Source organism: Pseudomonas sp. LS-2, assembly GCF_003605735.1.
Taxonomy (GTDB): domain Bacteria; phylum Pseudomonadota; class Gammaproteobacteria; order Pseudomonadales; family Pseudomonadaceae; genus Aquipseudomonas.
Map to the genome: position 1 here is coordinate 39,486 of NZ_QXTJ01000045.1, position 20,980 is coordinate 60,465.

Genomic DNA, 20,980 nt, shown 5'->3' on the forward strand with positions numbered 1-20,980 from the left:
ATGGATACTCTCGGCTATCTCGGCCAGGGCTTCGGCGTCGCGCTGACCCCGTACAACCTGATCACCGCCCTTTCCGGCACGCTGATCGGCACGGTCGTCGGCCTGCTGCCAGGCCTGGGCCCCATCAACGGCGTGGCTCTGCTGATCCCCATCGCCTTCGCCCTGGGTCTGCCGCCCGAGTCGGCGCTGATCCTGCTGGCGGCGGTTTATCTGGGTTGCGAGTACGGCGGGCGTATCAGCTCGATCCTGCTCAACATTCCCGGCGAAGCCTCGACTGTCATGACCACGCTGGACGGTTATCCAATGGCCCGTCAGGGGCTGGCGGGCGTTGCTCTCTCCCTGTCGGCGTGGAGCTCGTTCATCGGCGCGCTGATCGCCACCTGTGGCATGGTCATGTTTGCGCCACTACTGGCCAAATGGGCGATCGCCTTCGGACCTGCCGAATACTTCGTACTCATGGTGTTCGCCATCGTCTGCCTCGGCGGCATGGCCGGTGATCGGCCGCTCAAGACATTTGTCGCGGCGCTGATCGGCCTGTTCCTGTCGAGCATCGGCATCGACGCCAACAGTGGCGTGTATCGTTTCACCGGCGACAACATTCACCTCGCGGACGGTATTCAGTTCGTGGTGCTGGTGCTGGGCCTGTTCTCGATCAGCGAAATCCTGCTGTTGCTGGAAAAGACCCACCACGGTCAGGAAGCGGTCAAGGCGACCGGACGCATGATGTTCAACGTCAAGGAAGCCAGCTCGGTCTTCATCGTCAACCTGCGCTGCGGAGTCATGGGCTTCATCATGGGCGTGCTTCCGGGTGCCGGGGCTACGCTGGCCAGCGCCGTTGCCTACATGACCGAGAAACGTATGGCCGGCAAGGATGGCAAGTTCGGACAAGGCGACATGCGCGGCCTGGCAGCGCCGGAAACCGCCATCGGCGGCGCAGCCTGTGGCGCACTGGTGCCGATGCTGACGCTGGGTGTACCGGGTTCGGGCACGACGGCGGTGATGATCGGCGCACTGTCGCTGTACAACATCACGCCAGGTCCGCTGCTGTTCCAGCAACAACCGGATCTGGTCTGGGGCCTGATTGCGTCGCTGTTCGTGGCCAACGTCATGCTGGTGATCCTGAACATCCCGATGATTCGTGTGTTCACCCGCATCCTGGCCGTGCCGAACTGGGCGCTGGTGCCAGTGATCGCGATCATTACCGGGATCGGCGTCTACGCGGTTCATGCCACCACCTTCGACCTGTTCCTGATGGTCGGTATCGGCATCTTCGGTTACATCCTGCGCAAGCTGGACTTCCCGCTGTCGCCGATTCTGCTGGGCTTCATCCTTGGCGGGCTGATGGAACAGAACCTGCGTCGTGCGCTGTCGATTTCCAACGGCTCGCTGGACATCCTCTGGTCGAGCCCGATCACATTGGGCGTCTGGGTACTGACCATTATCATGCTGGCCTTCCCGCTGCTGCGTATATGGCGCAAGCGGTCACAGCGTCGTGATCTGGCGAATGTCTGACCGCCCCTTCAAAACCTGGTGGGGAACACCGCTGGTCGGCCTGCTGGGGGGATACCTCGCCAGTCAGGTCGGCTGGCCTCTGCCCTGGATGGTTGGCTCGTTGCTCGCGATCATCCTGGTCCGTTGTCTGACACCCTGGCAACTGGCCGAAATCCCCGGCGGCCGCAAATGCGGCCAATGGGTGGTGGGCATCGGTATCGGCCTGCATTTCACACCCGTGGTCATCGAACAAGTCCTCTCGCATTTCGGCCTGATCTTCATCGGCGCATTGGTCACCAGCGTTTCCAGTGTCGTGGGTGTGTGGCTGATGCTGCGCACCGGCGAAGACCGCGCAACGGCGTTCTTTTCCAGCATGCCCGGTGGTTCGGGAGAAATGGTCAACCTCGGCGCGCGCAATGGCGCGATACTCAGCAACGTCGCAGCCGGTCAGAGTCTTCGGGTGCTGGCGGTCGTGCTGTGCGTGCCCGCCATCTTCAAGTACCTGATGGGCAACGGCGGTCCACCCGCTCATGCGACCGTGGTCGACTGGACCTGGCTGGCGCTGTTGTTCCCCCTCGGTGCTGTCGTTGCGTGGTTCTGGCAACGCATGAAGCAGCCCAACCCGTGGCTGTTCGGGCCGTTGCTGGTCAGCGCGGTGATCAGCGTCAGTTTCGACCTGCACATCGGTTTGCCCAATGGCGGCAGTCAGATGGGCCAGTGGTTGATCGGCAGCGGGCTGGGGTGTCACTTCAATCGTGCGTTTTTTCGCCGTGCGCCTTCCTTCATAGGGCGCACGCTGGTGGGGACGGCGCTGACCATGAGCATCGCGGCGCTTTGTGCGTTAGGACTGAGTACCGCCACCCATCTGGATCTTCGTTCGTTGACCCTAGGCATGATGCCCGGTGGCATTGCAGAGATGAGCCTGACGGCGGAGGTATTGCAGCTGTCGGTGCCGCTGGTGACGGCGATGCAGGTCATGCGTCTGCTGTTCGTGCTGTTTCTGGCGGAGCCGTTGTTCAGGTACTGGAATCGGCAGCCTGCTACCTGAGCACACCACGCTTTATTGTAGGAGCCGGCTTGCTGGCGAATGCGCCGGGGCAGCGACACGTCATCGTCTGACACACCGCTTTCGCCAGCAAGCCGGCTTCCACAAGGTTCGGTGTTGAGGTTCGGACCGCGCATCAGTTCAGACTTGCGCTGGCAACCGCCATTCAATCGGGGCAATCCCGTTGTCTACCAGAAACTTGTTTGCCATGCCGAAATGCCCGCAACCCAGAAAGCCTTTATAGGCCGACAACGGCGACGGATGCACCGACGTCAGAATCAGGTGCTTGGTTGCATCGATCAGCTTCTTCTTGCTCTGCGCATGCGCCCCCCACAACAGGAACACAAGATGCGGCTGATGGGCGCTGACGGTCTCGATGATCTTGTCGGTGAAATGCTGCCAGCCCTTCCCGGCGTGTGACGCCGCGTTGGCGCGTTCGACGGTCAGCGTGGTGTTGAGCATCAAGACGCCCTGATCGGCCCAGGACTGCAGATAGCCGTGGTTGGGTATGTCGATGTTCAGGTCGCGCTTGAGCTCTTTATAGATGTTGACCAGCGACGGCGGCGCAGGCACGCCCGGCTGGACCGAGAAGCAAAGACCGTGGGCCTGATTCGGCCCGTGATACGGGTCCTGACCGAGAATGACCACTTTCACGTTGTCCAGCGGCGTCGAGTTCAGCGCATTGAAGATCAACGGGCCAGGCGGATAAATTTCCTTGCCCGCCGCATGTTCCTGACGCAGAAACTCGCGCAGGACACTCATGTAGGGCTTTTCGAATTCCTCGCGCAGGGCCTCTTTCCAGCTGGGCTCCAGTTTGATGCGGTCGTCGTTGGTCATGATGCGTTCCGGCAGAAACAATGCGCGAACTGTAGGGACTGTCGCCAATTATTTCCAGCGCGGCTCATCCGGCCTTTCCTACACTCATCTGCAGCACCCGCTTGCAACTTCCCGGCATACGTGGGACTCACAGTCCTTGATGGATGCCCGTCCTACGAACACGAGGTCACGATGAATCTGCAATTCGAAGAGCTCACCGGAACCGACGGTGCCCGCTTGGGCATTGCCACGCTGGATGCTGAAAAATCGCTCAACGCGTTATCCCTGCCGATGATTCTGGCGCTACGGGACCGACTGGACGCCTGGGCCAGCGATCCACAGATCGTTTGCGTGCTTCTGCGCGGCAATGGCGAGAAGGCATTTTGTGCGGGCGGCGACGTGCGTGCACTGGTTGAAGGCAGTCGTGGCAAGCCCGGAACTGTCCCACCGCTGGCCGGACACTTTTTCGCCGCCGAGTACCGCCTTGACTACACCCTGCACACCTACCCCAAACCCTTGATCTGCTGGGGCCACGGTTATGTGCTCGGCGGTGGCATGGGGCTGCTGCAAGGTGCAAGCATTCGAGTGGTCACCCCGAGCAGCCGACTGGCGATGCCCGAGATCAGTATCGGCCTCTACCCGGACGTGGGCGCCAGTTGGTTCCTGTCACGACTGCCGGGCAAGTTGGGGTTGTTTCTGGGCTTGACCGGCTCGCACATCAACGGCCGTGATGCGCTGGATCTGGACCTGGCGGACCGCTTTCTGCTGGACAATCAACAGGAGGAAATGATCGACCGCCTCCTGCAACTGAACTGGCAGGAACAAACGGCCGTGCAGCTCAACAGCCTGTTCAAGGCGCTGCAGCAGGAGGCGGTCGGGCAACTGCCTGCCGCGCAGTGGCTGCCCCGTCGCCAGCAGATCGATGAACTGCTGGATGTGGCAGACGCGCCTTGCGCGTGGAATGCGCTCAAGCATCAACTGCATTCACAGGACGCGCTGGTGGCGAAGGCCGCGAAGACCCTCACCGAGGGCTGCCCCATGACCGCGCAACTGGTATGGGAGCAGATCGAGCGGGCTCGGCACATGTCGCTGGCCGAAGTGTTCCAGATGGAGTACTGCATGAGCCTCAATTGCTGTCGGCACCCGGAGTTTGCCGAGGGGGTCCGGGCGCGTTTGATCGACAAGGATCACACGCCGCACTGGCACTGGCAGGACATCTCGAGCATTCCATTGGCGGTAGTGGATGCACATTTCGAGAAAGCGTGGGAAGGAAGGCATCCGTTGGCGGACCTTTCGGGGTATTAGCGCTTTCGATTTTTCTGACACCACCACACCTGTAGCAGTCCGGCTTGCCGGCGGTGACGTTCGTTAGATCGCTACCGCCAGCAAGCCGGATTGCTACAGGTGTGGACGTGAGCATACAAAAACGGCGCTCCTGAGAGCGCCGTTTACCTGTTGGCTTATCGGTTACCGCCGCCGGGACCACCATGCCCGCCTCGGCCAAAGTTGCCATCCTGGCGGAAGTTGCCTCCGCCAGAAGGTCTGCCCGGTCCGGGGCCACCGCCAACTCCTCCGCCACCGTGATTGCCATTCCAGCCAGGGCCGGGACCGCCACCACCCGGTCTTGGCCCTTGGGGCGGTGGGCGATAACCATGGTCGCCACCACCGCCGCCATTCCAGTGCCCTCCACCGCCACCGTAGCCCGGCCGCCCATAACCAGGGCCGCCATAGCCAGGCCGTCCACCGCCGTAACCAGGCCCGTAATAACGCGGTGGCGGCGCGTAGTACCGGGGTGGTGAGTAATAGCGTGGCGCCGAGGAATAACGTGGGGAGGAGTAGTAAACCGGGGAGCCGCCATAAAAGCCGGTCGGCCCTACCGGGCGATAGCTGTCATACACGTACCCGCTGCTGTAGCCGCTGCTATAGACCGGCTGCGTGTAGGTCTCTGATTCGTAGTAGCCTCCGTAACATCCTGCAAGAGACAGAGTCATCAATAGGGTGAGCAAGCTTCGTCGATACATGGCGGCCTCCTGGACCGCGATAGAGCTCGAACCAGCGGCGCTGGTCGGCGTTCTCGAAACTGCCGAGAACGTAACGTCAGACTGCAAAATCCCCGTCGAGTGCCCCAGGCCAAGCCCCGCCCGCCAGACGGCGCCCCGCAACGGTGCATGATCATCCCCTGAAAAAACCGTCATTGACCTCACACCCCAGACAATCAAAGGCCCACAGCGAATTGGCACAACTCTCGCTTAACAAACTCCGTGCAGGAGTCAACTCAGGTTCGCGGCACCACAATTTGCAATAGCCGACTAGGGTTCCGGCTCGCTTGAAAAGCGAGTGGCTGGTCCGAGAGTTGGCGACCTCCAGTAGAGGTTACACGGCGGGATAAAAGCCCGGGAGACAGGACACCAGTGGTGTCGCCGTACTCCTGACCGCCCTTTTTCGCTACTGGAGGTTCTTCACGATGCAAAAGTCCCGTCTGCTCGGTCTGCTCACCGCCGGCCTCATCGCTGCATTAAGCCTCTCGGCGACCGCCGCCCCCAAGAAAGACTTCGACGTCTGCTGGACCATTTACGCCGGCTGGATGCCATGGGAATACGCAGGGACCCAAGGCATCGTCGACAAATGGGCCAAGAAATACGGCATCAACATCAAGGTCACTCAGCTCAACGACTACGTCGAATCGATCAATCAGTACACCGCCGGCCAGTTCGACGGCTGCACCATGACCAACATGGACGCCCTGACCATTCCGGCAGCCGGCGGCGTGGAAAGCACCGCCCTGGTGGTCAGCGACTTCTCCAACGGTAACGACGGCATCGTCATCAAGGGCGATGGCAAGAAAGTCACCGACCTCAAGGGCATGGACGTCAATCTGGTCGAGTTGTCGGTCTCCCACTACCTGCTGGCCCGCGCGCTGGACTCGGTCGACCTGACCGAGAAAGACCTGAAAGTCGTCAACACCTCCGACGCCGACATCGCCGCCGCCTTCAACACCAGCGACGTCAAAGCCGTGACCACCTGGAACCCGATGCTTTCGGAGATCAAAGCCAAACCCGGCGTCACTGAAGTCTTCGATTCGAGCAAGATCCCGGGCGAAATCATGGACATGATGGTCGTCAACACCCAGACCCTCAAGGACAACCCTGCGCTGGGCAAAGCCCTGACTGGCGCATGGTTCGAAGTGGTCGCACTGATGAACGCCAAGTCCGCTGAATCGACCCAGGCCCTGGAACACATGGCCAAGGCGTCGGGCACCGATCTGGCCGGATTCCAGTCGCAACTGGACACCACCAAGCTGTTCGCCACGCCCAAGGAAGCGCTGGAATTCGCCAACAGCAAACAACTGCCGAGCACCATGCGCAAGGTCGCCGACTTCTCCTTCGAACACGGTCTGCTCGGCGAAGGCGCCAAGGACTCCAGCGCGGTCGGCATGACGTTCGCCAACAGCGTGACCGAAGGCGACAAAGGCAACCTGAAGCTGCACTTCGACCCGAGCTACGTGCAAATGGCCGCTGACGGCAAGTTGTAAATCCCGCTTTCGATAGGTCACTGCCATGCGCCTGATAAACCGCCGCCCGGATCGCGCCAGCCGATTGATTCTGGTGATCCTGCCGTTCGCCCTGTTGCTGTTCGCCTACTTCACAAGCTCGGCAACGCGGCTGACGGAAAATCCCAACGACAAGCTGCTGCCCAGTGCCGTACAGATGACCGACGCGATCAAACGTGTGGCGATCGTTCCCGATCAACGCACCGGCGAGTACCTGCTGTGGCAGGACACCGCATCGAGCCTGCAACGTCTGGCGATCGGGCTTGCGATCAGTGCCGTGGTCGGGCTGTGCCTGGGTATCGCGTCCGGCGTGCTGCCGCTGTTCGGCGCGCCGTTGTCACCGCTGCTGACCGTGCTGTCGATGGTGCCGCCGCTGGCGATTCTGCCGATCCTGTTCATCGTCTTCGGGCTGGGCGAGCTGTCGAAAGTGATGCTGATCGTGATCGGCATCACCCCGGTGCTCGCCCGAGATCTGGAGCAACGCGCCCGAGAGATTCCGGTTGAATTGCTGATCAAGGCACAGACGTTGGGCGCTACGACCTGGACCTTGATTCTGCGCGTGGTGCTGCCGCAATTGCTGCCGCGCCTGCTGATCTCGTTGCGGCTGGTATTAGGATCGGCGTGGCTGTTCCTGATCGCGGCCGAAGCCATCGCGTCGACCGATGGCCTGGGTTACCGGATCTTTCTGGTGCGACGCTATCTGGCGATGGACATGATTCTGCCGTACGTGGTCTGGATCACCCTCCTCGCCTGGCTGATGGATTGGGGGCTCAAGGCCCTGACCGGCAAGGCATTCCCTTGGTACGAGGGGGCACGCCCATGAGCTTCATCACCGTCAATAACGTGTGGCAACAGTACGACGAGCAAGTGGTGCTCGAAGGCTTGAACCTGAGCATCGCCGAGGGCGAGTTCTGCACGCTGGTCGGTGCGTCGGGTTGCGGCAAATCGACCTTCCTGCGCCTGCTGCTGGGTCAGGAGGTTGCAAGCAAAGGCTCGATCCTGCTGGACGGCCAGCCGCTGGCGAAGGAGCCGGACGCCAGCCGTGGCGTGGTGTTTCAACGCTACTCGGTGTTCCCGCATCTGTCGGTGCTGGACAACGTGGCGCTGGGTCTTGAACTGCCACGCTCGGCGTTTCTGGGCCGGCTGTTCGGCAGTGCCAAGCGCGACGCTCGAGAGCAAGCCTCGGCGCTGTTGGAAAAAGTAGGCCTGGGCCACGCGCTGGACAAATACCCGACGCAGCTTTCCGGCGGCATGCAGCAACGCTTGGCGATTGCGCAGGCGTTGATCATGAAGCCTCGCGTATTGCTGTTGGACGAACCGTTCGGCGCACTCGATCCGGGCATCCGCAAGGACATGCACGGCCTGCTGCTGGAGCTGTGGCGCGAGACGAAACTGACGGTATTCATGGTCACCCATGACCTGTCCGAAGGCTTCAATCTCGGCACGCGCCTGCTGGTATTCGACAAGGTGCGCATCGATCCGCACGCCCCCGGTGCCTATGGCGCCCGCATCACTTACGACATTCCCCTGAACAGCGACCGCCGCGCCGCCCGTGCGGCCATTGAATCGCTGCAAACGGCTTGAAGGATTTTCGACATGACTGATTCAACTGCTGTGTTTCCGGTATTCGCCGAAGAATTGTTGCCCGGTGGCGGCCACCTGTCGTTCGTACTCAAGCGCGGCGAGCTGCTGCGCCTGACCGACGTCAACGGCAACGCCAACGTCAGCCTGACGATGTTCAACGCCCATGAGAAAACCGAGCGCCTGAACCTGCCTGACAGCCTCAAGTGCCAACACACCGCCAAGCTCACCAGCGGCCACTGTCTTTATTCGGACATGGGCCGCGTACTGGCTGCTATTACGGCCGATACCTGCGGCTGGAGCGACAGCATCGGCGGCGTGTTGTGTGCCGAGGAAGTCAGCGAGAAATACGGCGCGGGTCGCTATCAGGAACTGCGCAACGGTTTCTTCCGCAACGGCACCGACAACCTGTTGGTGGAGATGGGCAAATGGGGCCTGGGCCTTTCCGATCTGCTGATGACGCTCAACCTGTTCAGCCGGGTCAATGTCGACGACAACGGCGCATTGGCCTTCGTCGCCAACAACGCCAAGGCCGGTGATTACATCGAGCTGTACGCGCCGATGGATACGCTGGTGGTGCTCACGGCCCTGCAACACCCGATGGACCCCAACCCCGACTATGCACCGCAGCCGGTCAAGCTGAGCTGGATGAAGGCCGACGCCAGCGTCGCCGAACATTGCCGCACCTCTCGCGAGGAAAACGTGCGCGGCTTCATCAACACCGATCGCCTGTTCGCATAAGGAGGCCTGACATGAGCACTGCACAGACTTACACCCAAAAGAACGCCCCCGTTTCCATCACTCACATCGCCGCAGGCGAGCCATCACTGACTGAACTCAAGGCCGGGCAAACCCTGCGACTGCTCGATCTGGAAGGTAATCAGGCGGTGGACACGCTCTTCTACAGCCTCGCCAACCCCCGTGAGCGCTACGACGTGCAGCGCACGCTGCGTCGGCAGAACAACGTCTACCTGAGCAAAGGCAGCGTGCTGTATTCCAACCTTGGCAAGCCCATGCTGACCATCGTCGAAGACACCTGCGGACGCCACGACACCCTTGGCGGCGCCTGCGCGCAAGAGAGCAATACCGTGCGTTACGCCCTGGAAAAACGCCACATGCACAGCTGCCGCGACAACTATCTGCTCGCCTGTGTGCACGACGGTCGCCTGGGCAAGCGCGACATCAGCCCGAACATCAACTTTTTCATGAACGTGCCGGTGACCGCTGAAGGCGGCCTGACCTTCGAAGACGGCATTTCCGGAGCGGGCAAGTACGTCGAACTGCGCGCGGAAATGGACGTGATCGTGCTGATCTCCAACTGCCCGCAACTGAACAACCCGTGCAACGGCTACAACCCGACGCCGGCTGAGTTGCTGGTCTGGGACTGATCGTCCGCGATCACCGATTCGACGTTTGGCGCGAGGGACGGCCTTCGTGCAACCAGTACTACAGCGGGACGGCCCGCTACCCAGTTTGAGATCGACGCAGGTCAGTCTCCGGGGTCAAAACCATGTTCGACACTCTGCTGATCGCCAACCGCGGCGCCATTGCCTGCCGCATTCTGCGTACCCTTCGTGCCTTGAACGTCGAAGGCGTCGCAGTTTATTCCGAAGCCGACGCCGCCAGTCTGCACATTCTTGAAGCCGATCAGGCGCACAGCCTGGGTGAAGGCGGCGCTGCCGGGACTTACCTGGCAGTGGACAAGATCCTCGCCATCGCCCAATCGACCGGCGCCAAGGCGATTCACCCCGGTTACGGATTTCTCTCAGAGAACGCAGCGTTCGCCCAGTCTTGCGAAGACGCGGGAATCGCCTTTGTCGGCCCGACGCCTGAGCAACTGCGGGTATTCGGCCTCAAGCACACGGCTCGCGCCCTGGCCAAACAGCACGGCGTACCGATGCTCGAAGGCACCGAGCTGCTGGACAGCGTTGAAACGGCGTTGAGCGCGGCTCAAGCCATCGGCTACCCGGTGATGCTGAAAAGCACCGCAGGCGGCGGTGGCATCGGCATGCGTGTGTGCCGAAGTGCCAGCGAACTGAGTGAGTCGTTCGAGGCGGTCAAACGTCTGGGGCAGAACAATTTCAGCGACGCGGGCGTCTTCATCGAGAAATACATCCAGCGCGCTCGCCATCTGGAAGTTCAGGTGTTCGGCGACGGTCAGGGCGAGGTGATTGCCCTTGGCGTTCGTGACTGCTCGGTGCAGCGCCGCAACCAGAAGGTCCTCGAAGAGACCCCCGCGCCGAACCTGCCGGAAGGAATGGCCGAGGCGCTATGCGCCGCGGCGATCAAGCTGGCGAAAGCGGTCAGTTATCGCAGCGCGGGCACTGTGGAATTCGTGTTCGACAGCGACGATCAGCGTTTCTATTTTCTGGAAGTGAACACCCGATTGCAGGTTGAGCACGGTGTGACCGAACAGGTCTGGGCCGTGGATCTGGTGAGCTGGATGATCCAGCTGGCGGCGGGTGACTTGCCGCCGCTGGCGGAACTTCAAGCCAGCCTCAAACCGAGCGGCCACGCCATTCAAGCGCGCTTGTACGCCGAAGATCCGGGCCGGGATTTCCAGCCGAGCCCCGGCCTGCTGACCTCGGTTCAGTTCCCCCCCGCCGACGGCAAACACCTGCGCATCGATACCTGGGTCGAGGCCGGTTGCGAGATTCCGCCGTTCTTCGATCCGATGATCGCCAAGGTCATCAGTTGGGCGCCTGACCGCGACGCCGCCAGTGCAGGGTTGACTCAAGCGCTGGGCGACACGCGCCTCTATGGGGTCGAGACCAACCGCGACTATCTGCGTCAGATCATCACGGATGCCCCCTTTGCCAGCGGTCAGCCCTGGACCCGCTGCCTGGAAGGTCTGGTGTATCGCGCCGACACCTTCGAAGTGCTGAGCGGGGGTACGCTAACCAGCGTCCAGGACTATCCGGGGCGTATTGGCTACTGGGCCGTTGGCGTTCCCCCTTCGGGTCCGATGGACAGCCGTTCGTTGCGCCTGGGCAATCGCTTGCTCGGGAATCCGCAAGGATGCGCTGCGCTGGAAATCACCATGAGCGGTCCGATGCTGCGGTTCAACACCGACGCTGTGATTGCGGTGACTGGCGCGGTGATTCCGGTGACGCTGGATGGCCAAGCGCAGCCGATGAACCAGTCGTTGCGGATAAAGGCAGGTTCGACATTGGCGCTTGGCACTATCGCAGGGGCTGGCGCTCGCAGTTATCTGTGCCTGCGCGGCGGGCTGGATGTGCCGGATTACCTGGGCAGCAAAAGCACCTTCACCCTCGGGCAATTTGGCGGACACGGCGGCCGAGCGCTGCGCGCCGGGGACGTGCTGCACCTCTGCCCGCTGACTGATCGTAGCGACGGTCGACAACTGCCTGCCGAACAGGTCGCCCCGTTGCCAGCGGTGCGTGATATCCGGGTGATCTATGGCCCGCATGGCGCGCCGGAATACTTCACAGAGAACTACATCGATACGTTCTTCGCCACGGACTGGGAAGTCCATTTCAACTCCAGCCGCACCGGCGTGCGCCTGATCGGGCCGAAGCCTGAATGGGTCCGTGCTGACGGTGGCGAGGCCGGATTGCACCCCTCGAACATTCATGACAACCCGTATGCAATCGGTGCGGTGGATTTCACGGGGGACATGCCGGTGATCCTTGGGCCGGACGGGCCGAGTCTGGGTGGGTTCGTGTGCCCGGTGACGATCATCGAAGCCGATCTTTGGCAGTTGGGGCAGCTCAAGGCCGGGGATAAAGTGCGCTTTCGTCCGGTCAGTGTCGACACAGCTCGCACGCTTTTGTGCAGGAGTGAGCTTGCTTGCGATAGCGAGAGTACAGACGACAGAGATGGGGTGAACGTCCCGGACGCATCGCGAGCAAGCTCACTCCTACAGGGAGGGGGTACATCCGAAATATCTTCATTTGGAGAAACGTCGCAATCGCGGGCAAGCGCGCTGCTACAGTCGCCGATTGTGCTGGACATCGGGGAAAGCGACACGCGCCTCGTCGCCCGTCTCTCCGGCGACACCCATCTGCTGCTGGAAATAGGCGCACCTGAACTTGATCTGGTCCTGCGCTTCCGCGGCCACGCCCTGATGCAGGCGCTGGAAAGCAAAAACCTGCAAGGCGTGATCGACCTGACGCCGGGCATCCGTTCGCTGCAAGTGCACTACCAGCCTGAGCAACTGCCGCTTGCCGACCTGTTGAACATCGTCGCTGGCGAATGGGACGACGTCTGCGCCAGCAAGAACCTCGAAGTGCCGTCACGCATCGTTCACTTGCCATTGTCCTGGGACGATCCGGCCTGTCAGCTGGCAATCGAAAAGTACATGACCACGGTGCGCAAGGACGCCCCCTGGTGCCCGAGCAATCTGGAATTCATCCGGCGCATCAACGACCTGCCCAATCTGGACGAAGTCCAGCGCACGGTGTTCGACGCCAGCTATCTGGTGATGGGCCTTGGCGACGTCTACCTCGGCGCGCCGGTGGCCACGCCGCTGGATCCGCGTCATCGTCTGGTGACCACCAAATACAACCCGGCCCGCACCTGGACCGCCGAGAACTCGGTCGGCATCGGCGGCGCCTACATGTGCGTCTATGGCATGGAAGGTCCCGGCGGTTATCAGTTCGTCGGTCGCACGCTGCAGATGTGGAATCGCTACCGCGCCGTCGAAGCCTTCGGTGGCAAACCGTGGCTGCTGCGCTTCTTCGACCAGATCCGTTTCTACCCGGTCAGCGCCGATGAACTGCTGAAGATTCGTCGCGACTTCCCCTTGGGTCGCTACCCGCTGCAAATCGAAGACAGCACGCTCAATCTGGCTGACTATCAGGCGTTTCTCGCCCAAGAAGCCGAGAGCATCGCGGCCTTCCGCAGCCAGCAGCAAGGCGCATTCAACGCCGAGCGCGAGCGCTGGATCGCCAACGGTCAGGCGACCTTCGAGAGCGATGAAGCAGTCGCCGAAGCCACCGAAGAAGCCGCGTTGCACGCAGGTCAGACCAGTGTCGACAGCCATATCGCCGGCAACCTCTGGCAAGTGCAGGTCAGCGTCGGCCAGCGCGTCGAGGCCGGTGACACACTGGTGATTCTGGAGTCGATGAAAATGGAAATCCCCCTGCTTGCGCCGGTGGCCGGCGTGGTCGGCGAAGTGCGCGTACAGCCCGGCTCTGCGGTGCGCGCCGGGCAACGGGTCGTCGTGCTCGAGCCATGCGAGTGACCAGCACGAACACGTTTGTTGACGCTATATATAGCTAGCACCTTGTAACCCCGTGACAACGCCATAGTGAACGCTCATTCACTTGGCGTTGTTCCCATGCCCCACAGCAATAGCCCATCCCCGCCCATAACAGTGTGCAAGCCCGGCCAGGCCCGTTTACCGATGCGAATGAGGCACACCGCTTGCTGGCCGGCACCTCACTCGCAGGTCACATAAAGAACTACAGACTGAGCAACCGCACTACAAACGGCCATGGCGCAAAAGGGTGGCCGCAGGCTAGCATGTGAGACTCAATGGATTACTTATTCAATCGGACTGGTCATGCCCCTTCGCTTCACGCTCCACTCACGACGCCCCCTGCTGTTGCCGTTGGTGATCCTACTGGGGAGCGGTTTTCTCGCGACATCCTTGCTGAGCTACTTCGCCTCTCGAGACGCGATCCGCGACAGCATCGTCAACACCGAACTGCCGCTGACGTCGGACACGGTGTACTCCGAGATTCAGAAGGACCTGGTGCGGCCCGTGTTGCTGTCCTCGATGATGGCCCGCGATACGTTCGTGCGCGACTGGGTGGTAGCGGGTGAGAAAGACGAGCAGCAGATGACCCGTTACCTCAAGGAGGTGATGGATCACTATGGCGCCTTCACCGCGTTTTTCATTTCCGATCAAAGCCTGACGTATTACCAGGCCAAAGGCGTGCTGAAAAAGATCAGCCCCGATGAACCTCGAGATACCTGGTATTACCGGGTTCGCGACATGGCCGACCCGTACGAAATCAACGTCGACCCGGACATGGCCAACAAGGACAACCTGACCTTCTTCATCAATTACAAGGTCTTCGACTACAACGACAACTTCATCGGCGCCACGGGCGTGGGCCTGACCGTAGATGCCGTGATCAAGCTGATTGACCGTTACCAGCAGCGCTATCAGCGCAGTGTGTATTTCGTCGACACCTTCGGCCGGCTGGTGCTGACCGGCGCCGAAGGTGGCCCCAATGGCGCGAAGATCGGGCAGGTGCTGCGCGAACTGCCTGAGCTCAAGCAATTGCAGGAGCAGATGCCCAAGCCGCAGAGCGGCAGCTATCAATACGAGTCACTGGACGAGGCGCACTTTCTCAACGTGCGTTACATCCCCGAGTTGAACTGGTACCTGTTCGTCGACAAACGCGAAGACGGGGCGCTCAACGAGATTCGTGAGTCGCTGTACGTGAACCTGTCGATCTGTCTGGCGGTGCTGGTATTGGTGCTGTATCTGCTCAACCGGGTCATACGCCGATTCCAGTTGCGCATCGAAACCCAGGCCATGCTCGACAGCCTGACGGGCCTGCCCAATCGTCGAGGCTTCGATCAAATGGCCATGAACGCCATCGAGAACGCGCGGCGCGAACACAAGGCGCTCTCGGCGATGCTGCTGGACCTCGATCATTTCAAGCGTCTGAACGATACCCATGGCCACCTCGCCGGAGATGAAGTGCTCACCGGCTTCGCCGATGACGTCAGGCGCTGCCTGCGAGACAGCGACATCATTTGCCGATGGGGTGGCGAGGAGTTCATCATCCTGCTCAAGGACACCAACAGCAGTGGTGCCCGACGCGTCGCCGAGAAGATTCGCCTGCTCGCCGAGCAACACACCTACGTGTTCACAGGCGCTGCCCTGCAAGTCACTGTTAGCCTTGGGCTGACTGAACTGCATCCCGACGATACCCTGCAAAGCCTGATTGCCCGGGCTGACCAGGCGCTCTACAGCGCCAAGCAGAACGGCCGCAATCGGGTGTGTACGGAAATGGCTGAACCGGCATGAACCCTACGCCAACAGGCTCCGATATCTGTCCCGTCTGCGGTCAAAGCAACCGCTGTACGCTGGCCGATCCGCGCACTGTCGATCAGGCGTGCTGGTGTTTTACAGAAACCATCGACCCTGCTGTTCTGGCGGCATTGCCGCAAGAGCTGAAAGACAAAGCGTGTCTGTGTCCGCGGTGTGCGGGGTTGGTTGAAGTGCAGTCGCTCACCGAATGATCGAGCATCGGTAACAGAGACCGCAGATCCTTCATCCGAACCGCCAATGGCTTAACATCCGCATACCTCAAATATCCGCACGAAACCGCCATGCGCCTCGACCGATTCCTCAGCAACCTCCCCCGCTTCAGCCGCAAGGACGTGCGCTTCGCGCTGCTTGCTGACCGGGTCAAGGTCGATGGCCGGACGATCAGAGACCCGTTGCATGAAGTCCGCGAGTTCAGTGAGATCCTGCTCGACGATGAAGTACTCCAGATCGGCAAACCCGCCCGCTACTTCATGCTGCACAAACCGCAGGGCTGCGTCAGCGCAACGGTCGACCCCGAGCACCCAACCGTTCTGGACCTGATTCACGAACCCGACAAACACGATCTGCACATCGCCGGTCGCCTGGACTTCAACACCTCGGGCCTGATGCTGATCACCAACGACGGCCAGTGGTCGCGTCGCCTGACCCAGCCAGTGACCAAGCTGCCGAAGATCTACTACATCGAAACCGAACGGGAAATGGGTGAGCATTACGTCGCAAAATTCGCCCAAGGTTTTTACTTCGCCTTCGAGGATCTCACCACTCAGCCTGCGCACCTGACCCTCCTCGACAGCCATCGCGCACGGCTCAGCATCGTCGAAGGCCGCTATCATCAGGTCAAACGCATGTTCGGGTTCTACGACAACAAGGTGACGCGCCTGCACCGGGAAAGCATGGGGCCGCTGGCCCTGGACCCCGCGCTAGAGCCCGGTGAGTATCGGGCTCTGACGGCTGAAGAGATTCAGCAGATCTGAGGTCTTTCGACCGCCCGGCAGATCATGTAGGACAATTCGCGAATGGCACTTGCGGCATCCTCCATCCCCTGCTTGAATCCAATCGTCGGTCCACATGTGACCGGAGAGTCACGAGCGCATTCTAAGAAACCCTTTGTCGTCACGAGCGCCCTCAGACGCCACGTTCGCCAAACAGCCCGCCAATAACAATACCTGTCGGACAGACCGTCCCGGACCGACAAGGGCCCCTTTTTCAAGGCATTGCCTACCTGTCACGAAACTTGTGCAACGATGTTGCGCGCACACCTGTTTTAACGTCAGGAGACATGGATATGAGGCCAGAAATCGCTGTGCTTGATATACAGGGCCAGTTTCGGGTTTACACGGAGTTCTATCGCGCAGATGCCGCAGAAAAGACCATCATCATGGTCAACGGCTCACTGGCCACTACAGCATCTTTCGCACAGACCGTCCGCAACCTGCACCCGCAATTCAACGTGGTGCTCTACGACCAGCCTTACGCGGGCAAATCAAAGCCTCACAACATCCACGAAAGGCCGCTGACCAAAGAAACGGAAGGTCGGATCCTGCTGGAATTGATCGACCACTTTAATGCCGAACACATCATGTCGTTCTCATGGGGCGGCGCTGCGGCACTGGTTGCATTGGCTCATCGGCCGAAGCGGATCGAGAAGGCCGTCATCAGCTCGTTCTCGCCAGTGATCAACGAACATATGCGCGACTACCTCGAACGCGGCCAGCAGCATTTGGGCGCCTTTGACCGTTTCGAAGTCGGCACGCTGATCAACAGCACCATCGGCAAACACCTGCCATCGCTGTTCAAGCGTTTCAACTACAAGCACGTGAGCTCCCTGGACCTGCACGAATACGCGCAGATGCACCACCACATCAACCACGTCCTGGACGCCAGCACCCACAATCAGATCAAGGCCGCCAAACGCATCAACGTTCCGGTCATGTTCATGAACGGGGAATGGGACGAATACACCGCCGCACCCGATGCCAGGCTATTCGCCAATCACATCCGTGATTGCCACTTCACCACGATCCAGAACGCCGGACATTTTCTGGACATGGAACACAAGGCCGCTTGCGTGGAGTCCCAGAACGCCCTGATGAGCTTCCTCACCCCGGCACCGGAACCGAGCCGCAACCGCTACCGACAGGCACAGACGCACCATGCATTTGCAATCTGACCGTGAAGGTCTCAAGGAACGGATTCATTCGCCTACGCCCGTCCTCCAGCCGTCGACGAATGAATCCCGAACCTTCCCGCTTTACACCCGTAATCCCCACTGATTTCCCCGCGCAGCATTTAACGCTTCAAATCACCGGCCACTTCTGGTACAAAGTCGCCGCTGAAAGCGTCAAAAGCGGGTGTCGTATAATGGCATTACTCCAGCTTCCCAAGCTGATAACGAGGGTTCGATTCCCTTCACCCGCTCCAGTCTTTTCAAGGGTTTCAGGCGTGTCAGCGTGATCCCAGGCGATATTGGTGACAGTTGCGGGGTGAGCGCGCAACCAAATACCGTTCTGTTACCCTGGACTCATCACGGATAAGGGGCTGCCTCTTCCAAACTCAGCCACCAAGGCGAGATTTCAGGCCAGATTGCTGATCTGCGAATCCCCGGATTGGGTTCAAAGTCCTTTGCAACAAAGCCGATACAAAGCAAAATATGCCCACCCATCTGCTATCGCGGCAGTTTCAGGGATGACGTATCGGTTTTAGGGGATTTGCGTGCGCAACCGTGGTAATTGTTTCGACATCATCAGGCATATCGCCGCCTTACTTGTGCTTATCAGCCATCATTTCGTTCTGTCCGGCAAAGCAGAGCCGATCATCCCCGGGTATAACTCTCTCGGAGGAATCGCGGTAATCAGCTTTTTCGCAATATCCGGATTCTTGATCACCCGAAGTTTCATCGACTCTTCCTGCCTTAAAAGCTACGCAATCAAGCGAATCGCACGCATCTTTCCTGCGCTCATCATGTGCGCTTTCGTGATGGTCTACGTCATGGGTAGCGTTCCTGCGTTCGGCGGAGGGGCGTCCTACGTCACTACACCGGGAGCGCTGATAGACTTCTTGAGGATAAGCGTGATGGGCCGTGCGGATATCCAGCCGCTGACCGCCGGGCTGGTATTCTCGGAATCGCTGAACGGCAGTCTCTGGACGTTAAAAATTGAGTTCGCACTGTACTGCGTCACTGCCTTGGCGCTGGTGCTGGTCCGCAAACCTTTGGTCCCGCTCCTAATGATTCTGGCTCTTTGCGTTGTGTACAGCGCATGCTCAGCGTCTCAGCATCCGCTGGCAGCAAAGTTGGCCATTTACTCGATAGTAAGCATCGCCTTCTGGACTGGCTCTCTGATGCACTTTCTGCGTCAAGGCTTGTATCAGCGTTCGACAAACATGCTGGTAACAATCGCCGCGCTTGTGATAATGATTGTTGCGTTCAAAGTTGGGCTAACGTGGATATTGGCAACGATCAGCTTCAGCCTCCTGACGCTGACGTTAGGAACGATCCTTACGGACCGCTTGATCAAATCCCGCTTCGACATCTCATACGGACTTTATTTGTATGCATTTCCCATTCAACAGCTGGTCATCAATCACGCTGGCTTAGGCTTTTATCAGTCAATGCTCATTTCGGCGGTGCTCACTACGGTCTTTGCATCCGCCTCATGGGTGTTTGTTGAAAAGCCTATCCTGAGCTATGCGCGCAGCAAATACGGATCGACAAAACTGCAGGCCAGCGAGGCCGTTGCAGGGTCGTGAGCCTAATCTTGCAGGAAAGTACCAGGTAAGGGTTATAGGTTATGAGCCGGTCCGCTCCGGGATGCGGACTTCCATTTGCGGTTTTCATAGCCTCATGACTCCGTCAGCAACCGACCCGCTCATCAGCAAGGCAAGGTCGTGGACAAAGAAAAGCGAGTCGAGCATCGCTGGCCGAGGCACCCGCGAGCGAACAACCTCGCCATATCCTGCTAGATTAATGACGAGTCAATTTGTTTAAAAATCTGTATCCCACACAGATCTCTCTGGAATGTCAGTAGCAAGCCGTTGACAGGGTGTTTCCGCCGCAAATGACTCATACCTTTTTCGAATAGAGGAATGACTCATGAAAGCGATTTACATGGCAACACTCGTGGTTATGCTGAGCGGCTGTGCTGGCGGCGGCAGCAGCCCCGCCAAGGACGCACACTCGCCGCCACCACCCGGCGCCAGACAAATCAGCGGTAGCGAACTATCCTCTCAATTCATAGGACGGTCACACCAAAGCGTGACCTCTGGTGGGCAAGCATTTACAGAAGTGCTTACGGCCGACGGCAAGGCCAGGATCCATATAACAGGCAGCCCTGAAGCAACCGGGAACTGGAAGATCACTGGCGATGTTATTTGCGTAACGTATTCGGCCTACGGCGAAGAGTGCAATATTGTCAAAGCGGATGAACAGTGGTTTTGGTTCATCGACAACGCCAAAGGAACGACAAACAATCGCTTCCCACGTTAAGGCTTGCGGCCCCCTGCTTCGTCTCGAGCTTAATGTGGAAAAGCTTGTCCTTGATGAGCGCGCCCTCAATGAGGTTTTTGCCAACGGGTGCAAGCGGGGCGCGCCCACAAGGCCGTCGGAGAACGTGTGCCAGTGCTCTTCAAGTTTTGAGTACGATACGCAGCACGGTTTACCTCTGCCATGCTGTTAGAATTGAACGGGCTTCGAACCCTCCTGCACCGAGACACTCCATGAATCAAGAACTGACCGAAGAAGAAATGCGTCGTGCGCTTTTCGGTAAAGCGCAGATTGCTGCTCCGATTGCCCCCCCCGTAGCTAAGGAAACCGCTCCCGATGTGGTGATCGTTCCGCCAGCGCAATCCGCGAAGAAAAAGGCGGCGAAAGCGTTTACTCCTCGACTGAAAGTTATCCTTCGCGTAGGAAACATCTTCGAAGGAGAAACACAGGAGATCACTCATGAAGCTGACACGCTGAGCACGCTCCTCGCTGAACAGGAAGCGGTGAAAGCTGCCCGCAAGAAATTCAGGTATGTCGAGGTCGTCTCAGTCAAGTCTATGTAATAACGATATGGTGGGCATGGTGCATGTAACGGCACAAACGCAGCGTATCTTCGCTCAGGACAAGGTTGCGCAAAGAAGCCCCGACTGAATCGGGGCTTTCATGGCCTTTGACGGATTATTTCTTCGCTGGGGATTTGGCCGTGGACGGTTCTTTTTTCAGCGGCGCCGTCGTCGCGGCTTTGGCCGGATCCTGAGGCTGCGCGGCCATCGCCGTTCGCTCTTGATAGGCAGGCAGCGACGCAGCAAACGCCATCGCCTCCTCCCTCGAATCGAACGAACCGAGTCGGTCGTGATGGGTGCAGACCCGCCATGGGCCATTGTTGACGTTGATTACGTCGTAACCATTGAAATGCGTCTTGCTGAGCATCGCAGTTTGCATGCTGACCTCCCTCCCATTCAGAGAGTGTTATGGGTTGTCCGC

General features: G+C 59.7%; 18 protein-coding genes, 1 tRNA gene, 1 pseudogene and 1 riboswitch. Of the genes and pseudogenes, 17 read left to right on the forward strand and 3 right to left on the reverse strand.

Annotation, left to right across the window (positions count from 1 at the left end):
- Entirely contained in the window at positions 1-1,512 is a 1,512-nt protein-coding gene (locus D3M70_RS28720; protein ID WP_120129372.1) for a tripartite tricarboxylate transporter permease, read from the forward strand.
- Entirely contained in the window at positions 1,505-2,539 is a 1,035-nt protein-coding gene (locus D3M70_RS28725; protein ID WP_120129373.1) for an AbrB family transcriptional regulator, read from the forward strand. The genes D3M70_RS28720 and D3M70_RS28725 overlap by 8 nt, the downstream gene beginning before the upstream one ends.
- Positions 2,540-2,677: 138 nt before the next feature.
- On the opposite strand, the gene ung is transcribed toward D3M70_RS28725, so the two are convergent.
- Entirely contained in the window at positions 2,678-3,373 is a 696-nt protein-coding gene (gene ung / locus D3M70_RS28730; protein WP_120129375.1) for a uracil-DNA glycosylase, read from the reverse strand.
- Between the two features lie 171 nt (positions 3,374-3,544).
- Between ung and D3M70_RS28735 the strand changes: the two genes are divergently transcribed.
- The gene (locus D3M70_RS28735) at positions 3,545-4,657 is read left to right on the forward strand and encodes an enoyl-CoA hydratase/isomerase family protein (RefSeq protein WP_120129376.1); all 1,113 of its coding nucleotides are present in this window, start codon (positions 3,545-3,547) and stop codon (positions 4,655-4,657) included.
- 155 nt (positions 4,658-4,812) lie between these two features.
- Here the strand turns inward: D3M70_RS28735 and D3M70_RS32230 are convergent, their stop codons facing one another.
- Complete coding sequence (locus D3M70_RS32230) at positions 4,813-5,373, reverse strand: hypothetical protein (RefSeq protein WP_177418487.1); 561 nt, start codon at positions 5,371-5,373, stop codon at positions 4,813-4,815.
- 277 nt (positions 5,374-5,650) lie between these two features.
- Positions 5,651-5,754, forward strand: a riboswitch (guanidine-I (ykkC/yxkD leader).
- A gap of 62 nt (positions 5,755-5,816) precedes the next feature.
- Between D3M70_RS32230 and D3M70_RS28750 the strand changes: the two genes are divergently transcribed.
- The 14 genes from D3M70_RS28750 to D3M70_RS28815 all read left to right on the forward strand — a co-directional run bounded on the left by D3M70_RS28750 (position 5,817) and on the right by D3M70_RS28815 (position 20,559).
- On the forward strand, positions 5,817-6,884 hold the full coding sequence (locus D3M70_RS28750; protein WP_120129378.1) for a putative urea ABC transporter substrate-binding protein: 1,068 nt from the start codon (positions 5,817-5,819) through the stop codon (positions 6,882-6,884).
- 25 nt (positions 6,885-6,909) lie between these two features.
- The gene (locus tag D3M70_RS28755; RefSeq protein ID WP_120129379.1) at positions 6,910-7,725 is read left to right on the forward strand and encodes an ABC transporter permease; all 816 of its coding nucleotides are present in this window, start codon (positions 6,910-6,912) and stop codon (positions 7,723-7,725) included.
- Entirely contained in the window at positions 7,722-8,486 is a 765-nt protein-coding gene (locus D3M70_RS28760) for an ABC transporter ATP-binding protein (protein ID WP_120129381.1), read from the forward strand. Before D3M70_RS28755 ends, D3M70_RS28760 begins: the two co-directional genes overlap by 4 nt.
- 12 nt (positions 8,487-8,498) lie before the next feature.
- A complete protein-coding gene (locus tag D3M70_RS28765; RefSeq protein WP_120129382.1) occupies positions 8,499-9,224 on the forward strand; it encodes an urea amidolyase associated protein UAAP1 in 726 nt (241 codons plus the stop codon).
- 11 nt (positions 9,225-9,235) lie between these two features.
- Positions 9,236-9,871, forward strand: a complete 636-nt coding sequence (locus D3M70_RS28770; protein WP_120129384.1) for an urea amidolyase associated protein UAAP2 — start codon at positions 9,236-9,238, stop codon at positions 9,869-9,871.
- Positions 9,872-9,993: 122 nt separating this feature from the next.
- Entirely contained in the window at positions 9,994-13,689 is a 3,696-nt protein-coding gene (gene uca / locus D3M70_RS28775) for an urea carboxylase (protein ID WP_120129385.1), read from the forward strand.
- A 321-nt stretch (positions 13,690-14,010) separates the two neighbouring features.
- On the forward strand, positions 14,011-15,492 hold the full coding sequence (locus D3M70_RS28780; RefSeq protein WP_120129387.1) for a sensor domain-containing diguanylate cyclase: 1,482 nt from the start codon (positions 14,011-14,013) through the stop codon (positions 15,490-15,492).
- Positions 15,489-15,707: a cysteine-rich CWC family protein gene (locus tag D3M70_RS28785; RefSeq protein WP_120129389.1), complete on the forward strand. Its 219-nt coding sequence runs from the start codon at positions 15,489-15,491 to the stop codon at positions 15,705-15,707. The genes D3M70_RS28780 and D3M70_RS28785 overlap by 4 nt, the downstream gene beginning before the upstream one ends.
- A gap of 90 nt (positions 15,708-15,797) precedes the next feature.
- A complete protein-coding gene (locus D3M70_RS28790) occupies positions 15,798-16,490 on the forward strand; it encodes a pseudouridine synthase (protein WP_120129390.1) in 693 nt (230 codons plus the stop codon).
- Between the two features lie 311 nt (positions 16,491-16,801).
- On the forward strand, positions 16,802-17,686 hold the full coding sequence (locus D3M70_RS28795; protein WP_120129392.1) for an alpha/beta fold hydrolase: 885 nt from the start codon (positions 16,802-16,804) through the stop codon (positions 17,684-17,686).
- Positions 17,687-17,863: 177 nt separating this feature from the next.
- Positions 17,864-17,937, forward strand: a tRNA-Gly gene (locus tag D3M70_RS28800).
- A gap of 291 nt (positions 17,938-18,228) precedes the next feature.
- Entirely contained in the window at positions 18,229-19,263 is a 1,035-nt protein-coding gene (locus D3M70_RS28805; protein ID WP_120129393.1) for an acyltransferase, read from the forward strand.
- A gap of 343 nt (positions 19,264-19,606) precedes the next feature.
- Entirely contained in the window at positions 19,607-19,999 is a 393-nt protein-coding gene (locus tag D3M70_RS28810; RefSeq protein ID WP_120129395.1) for a hypothetical protein, read from the forward strand.
- A gap of 230 nt (positions 20,000-20,229) precedes the next feature.
- Positions 20,230-20,559: a hypothetical protein gene (locus D3M70_RS28815; RefSeq protein ID WP_120129397.1), complete on the forward strand. Its 330-nt coding sequence runs from the start codon at positions 20,230-20,232 to the stop codon at positions 20,557-20,559.
- A gap of 196 nt (positions 20,560-20,755) precedes the next feature.
- Here the strand turns inward: D3M70_RS28815 and D3M70_RS28820 are convergent.
- A pseudogene (locus D3M70_RS28820) lies at positions 20,756-20,938 on the reverse strand (SPOR domain-containing protein); the annotation flags it as partial.
- Between the last annotated feature and the right edge of the window lie 42 nt (positions 20,939-20,980).

Bases quoted from the DNA above. Each gene is read 5' to 3' on its own strand.
- D3M70_RS28720 (WP_120129372.1), top strand. From the start codon at position 1: ATGGATACTCTCGGCTATCTCGGCCAGGGCTTCGGCGTCGCGCTGACC.
- D3M70_RS28725 (WP_120129373.1), top strand. From the start codon at position 1,505: ATGTCTGACCGCCCCTTCAAAACCTGGTGGGGAACACCGCTGGTCGGC.
- ung (WP_120129375.1), bottom strand. From the start codon at position 3,373: ATGACCAACGACGACCGCATCAAACTGGAGCCCAGCTGGAAAGAGGCC.
- D3M70_RS28735 (WP_120129376.1), top strand. From the start codon at position 3,545: ATGAATCTGCAATTCGAAGAGCTCACCGGAACCGACGGTGCCCGCTTG.
- D3M70_RS32230 (WP_177418487.1), bottom strand. From the start codon at position 5,373: ATGTATCGACGAAGCTTGCTCACCCTATTGATGACTCTGTCTCTTGCA.
- D3M70_RS28750 (WP_120129378.1), top strand. From the start codon at position 5,817: ATGCAAAAGTCCCGTCTGCTCGGTCTGCTCACCGCCGGCCTCATCGCT.
- D3M70_RS28755 (WP_120129379.1), top strand. From the start codon at position 6,910: ATGCGCCTGATAAACCGCCGCCCGGATCGCGCCAGCCGATTGATTCTG.
- D3M70_RS28760 (WP_120129381.1), top strand. From the start codon at position 7,722: ATGAGCTTCATCACCGTCAATAACGTGTGGCAACAGTACGACGAGCAA.
- D3M70_RS28765 (WP_120129382.1), top strand. From the start codon at position 8,499: ATGACTGATTCAACTGCTGTGTTTCCGGTATTCGCCGAAGAATTGTTG.
- D3M70_RS28770 (WP_120129384.1), top strand. From the start codon at position 9,236: ATGAGCACTGCACAGACTTACACCCAAAAGAACGCCCCCGTTTCCATC.
- uca (WP_120129385.1), top strand. From the start codon at position 9,994: ATGTTCGACACTCTGCTGATCGCCAACCGCGGCGCCATTGCCTGCCGC.
- D3M70_RS28780 (WP_120129387.1), top strand. From the start codon at position 14,011: ATGCCCCTTCGCTTCACGCTCCACTCACGACGCCCCCTGCTGTTGCCG.
- D3M70_RS28785 (WP_120129389.1), top strand. From the start codon at position 15,489: ATGAACCCTACGCCAACAGGCTCCGATATCTGTCCCGTCTGCGGTCAA.
- D3M70_RS28790 (WP_120129390.1), top strand. From the start codon at position 15,798: ATGCGCCTCGACCGATTCCTCAGCAACCTCCCCCGCTTCAGCCGCAAG.
- D3M70_RS28795 (WP_120129392.1), top strand. From the start codon at position 16,802: ATGAGGCCAGAAATCGCTGTGCTTGATATACAGGGCCAGTTTCGGGTT.
- D3M70_RS28810 (WP_120129395.1), top strand. From the start codon at position 19,607: ATGAAAGCGATTTACATGGCAACACTCGTGGTTATGCTGAGCGGCTGT.
- D3M70_RS28815 (WP_120129397.1), top strand. From the start codon at position 20,230: ATGAATCAAGAACTGACCGAAGAAGAAATGCGTCGTGCGCTTTTCGGT.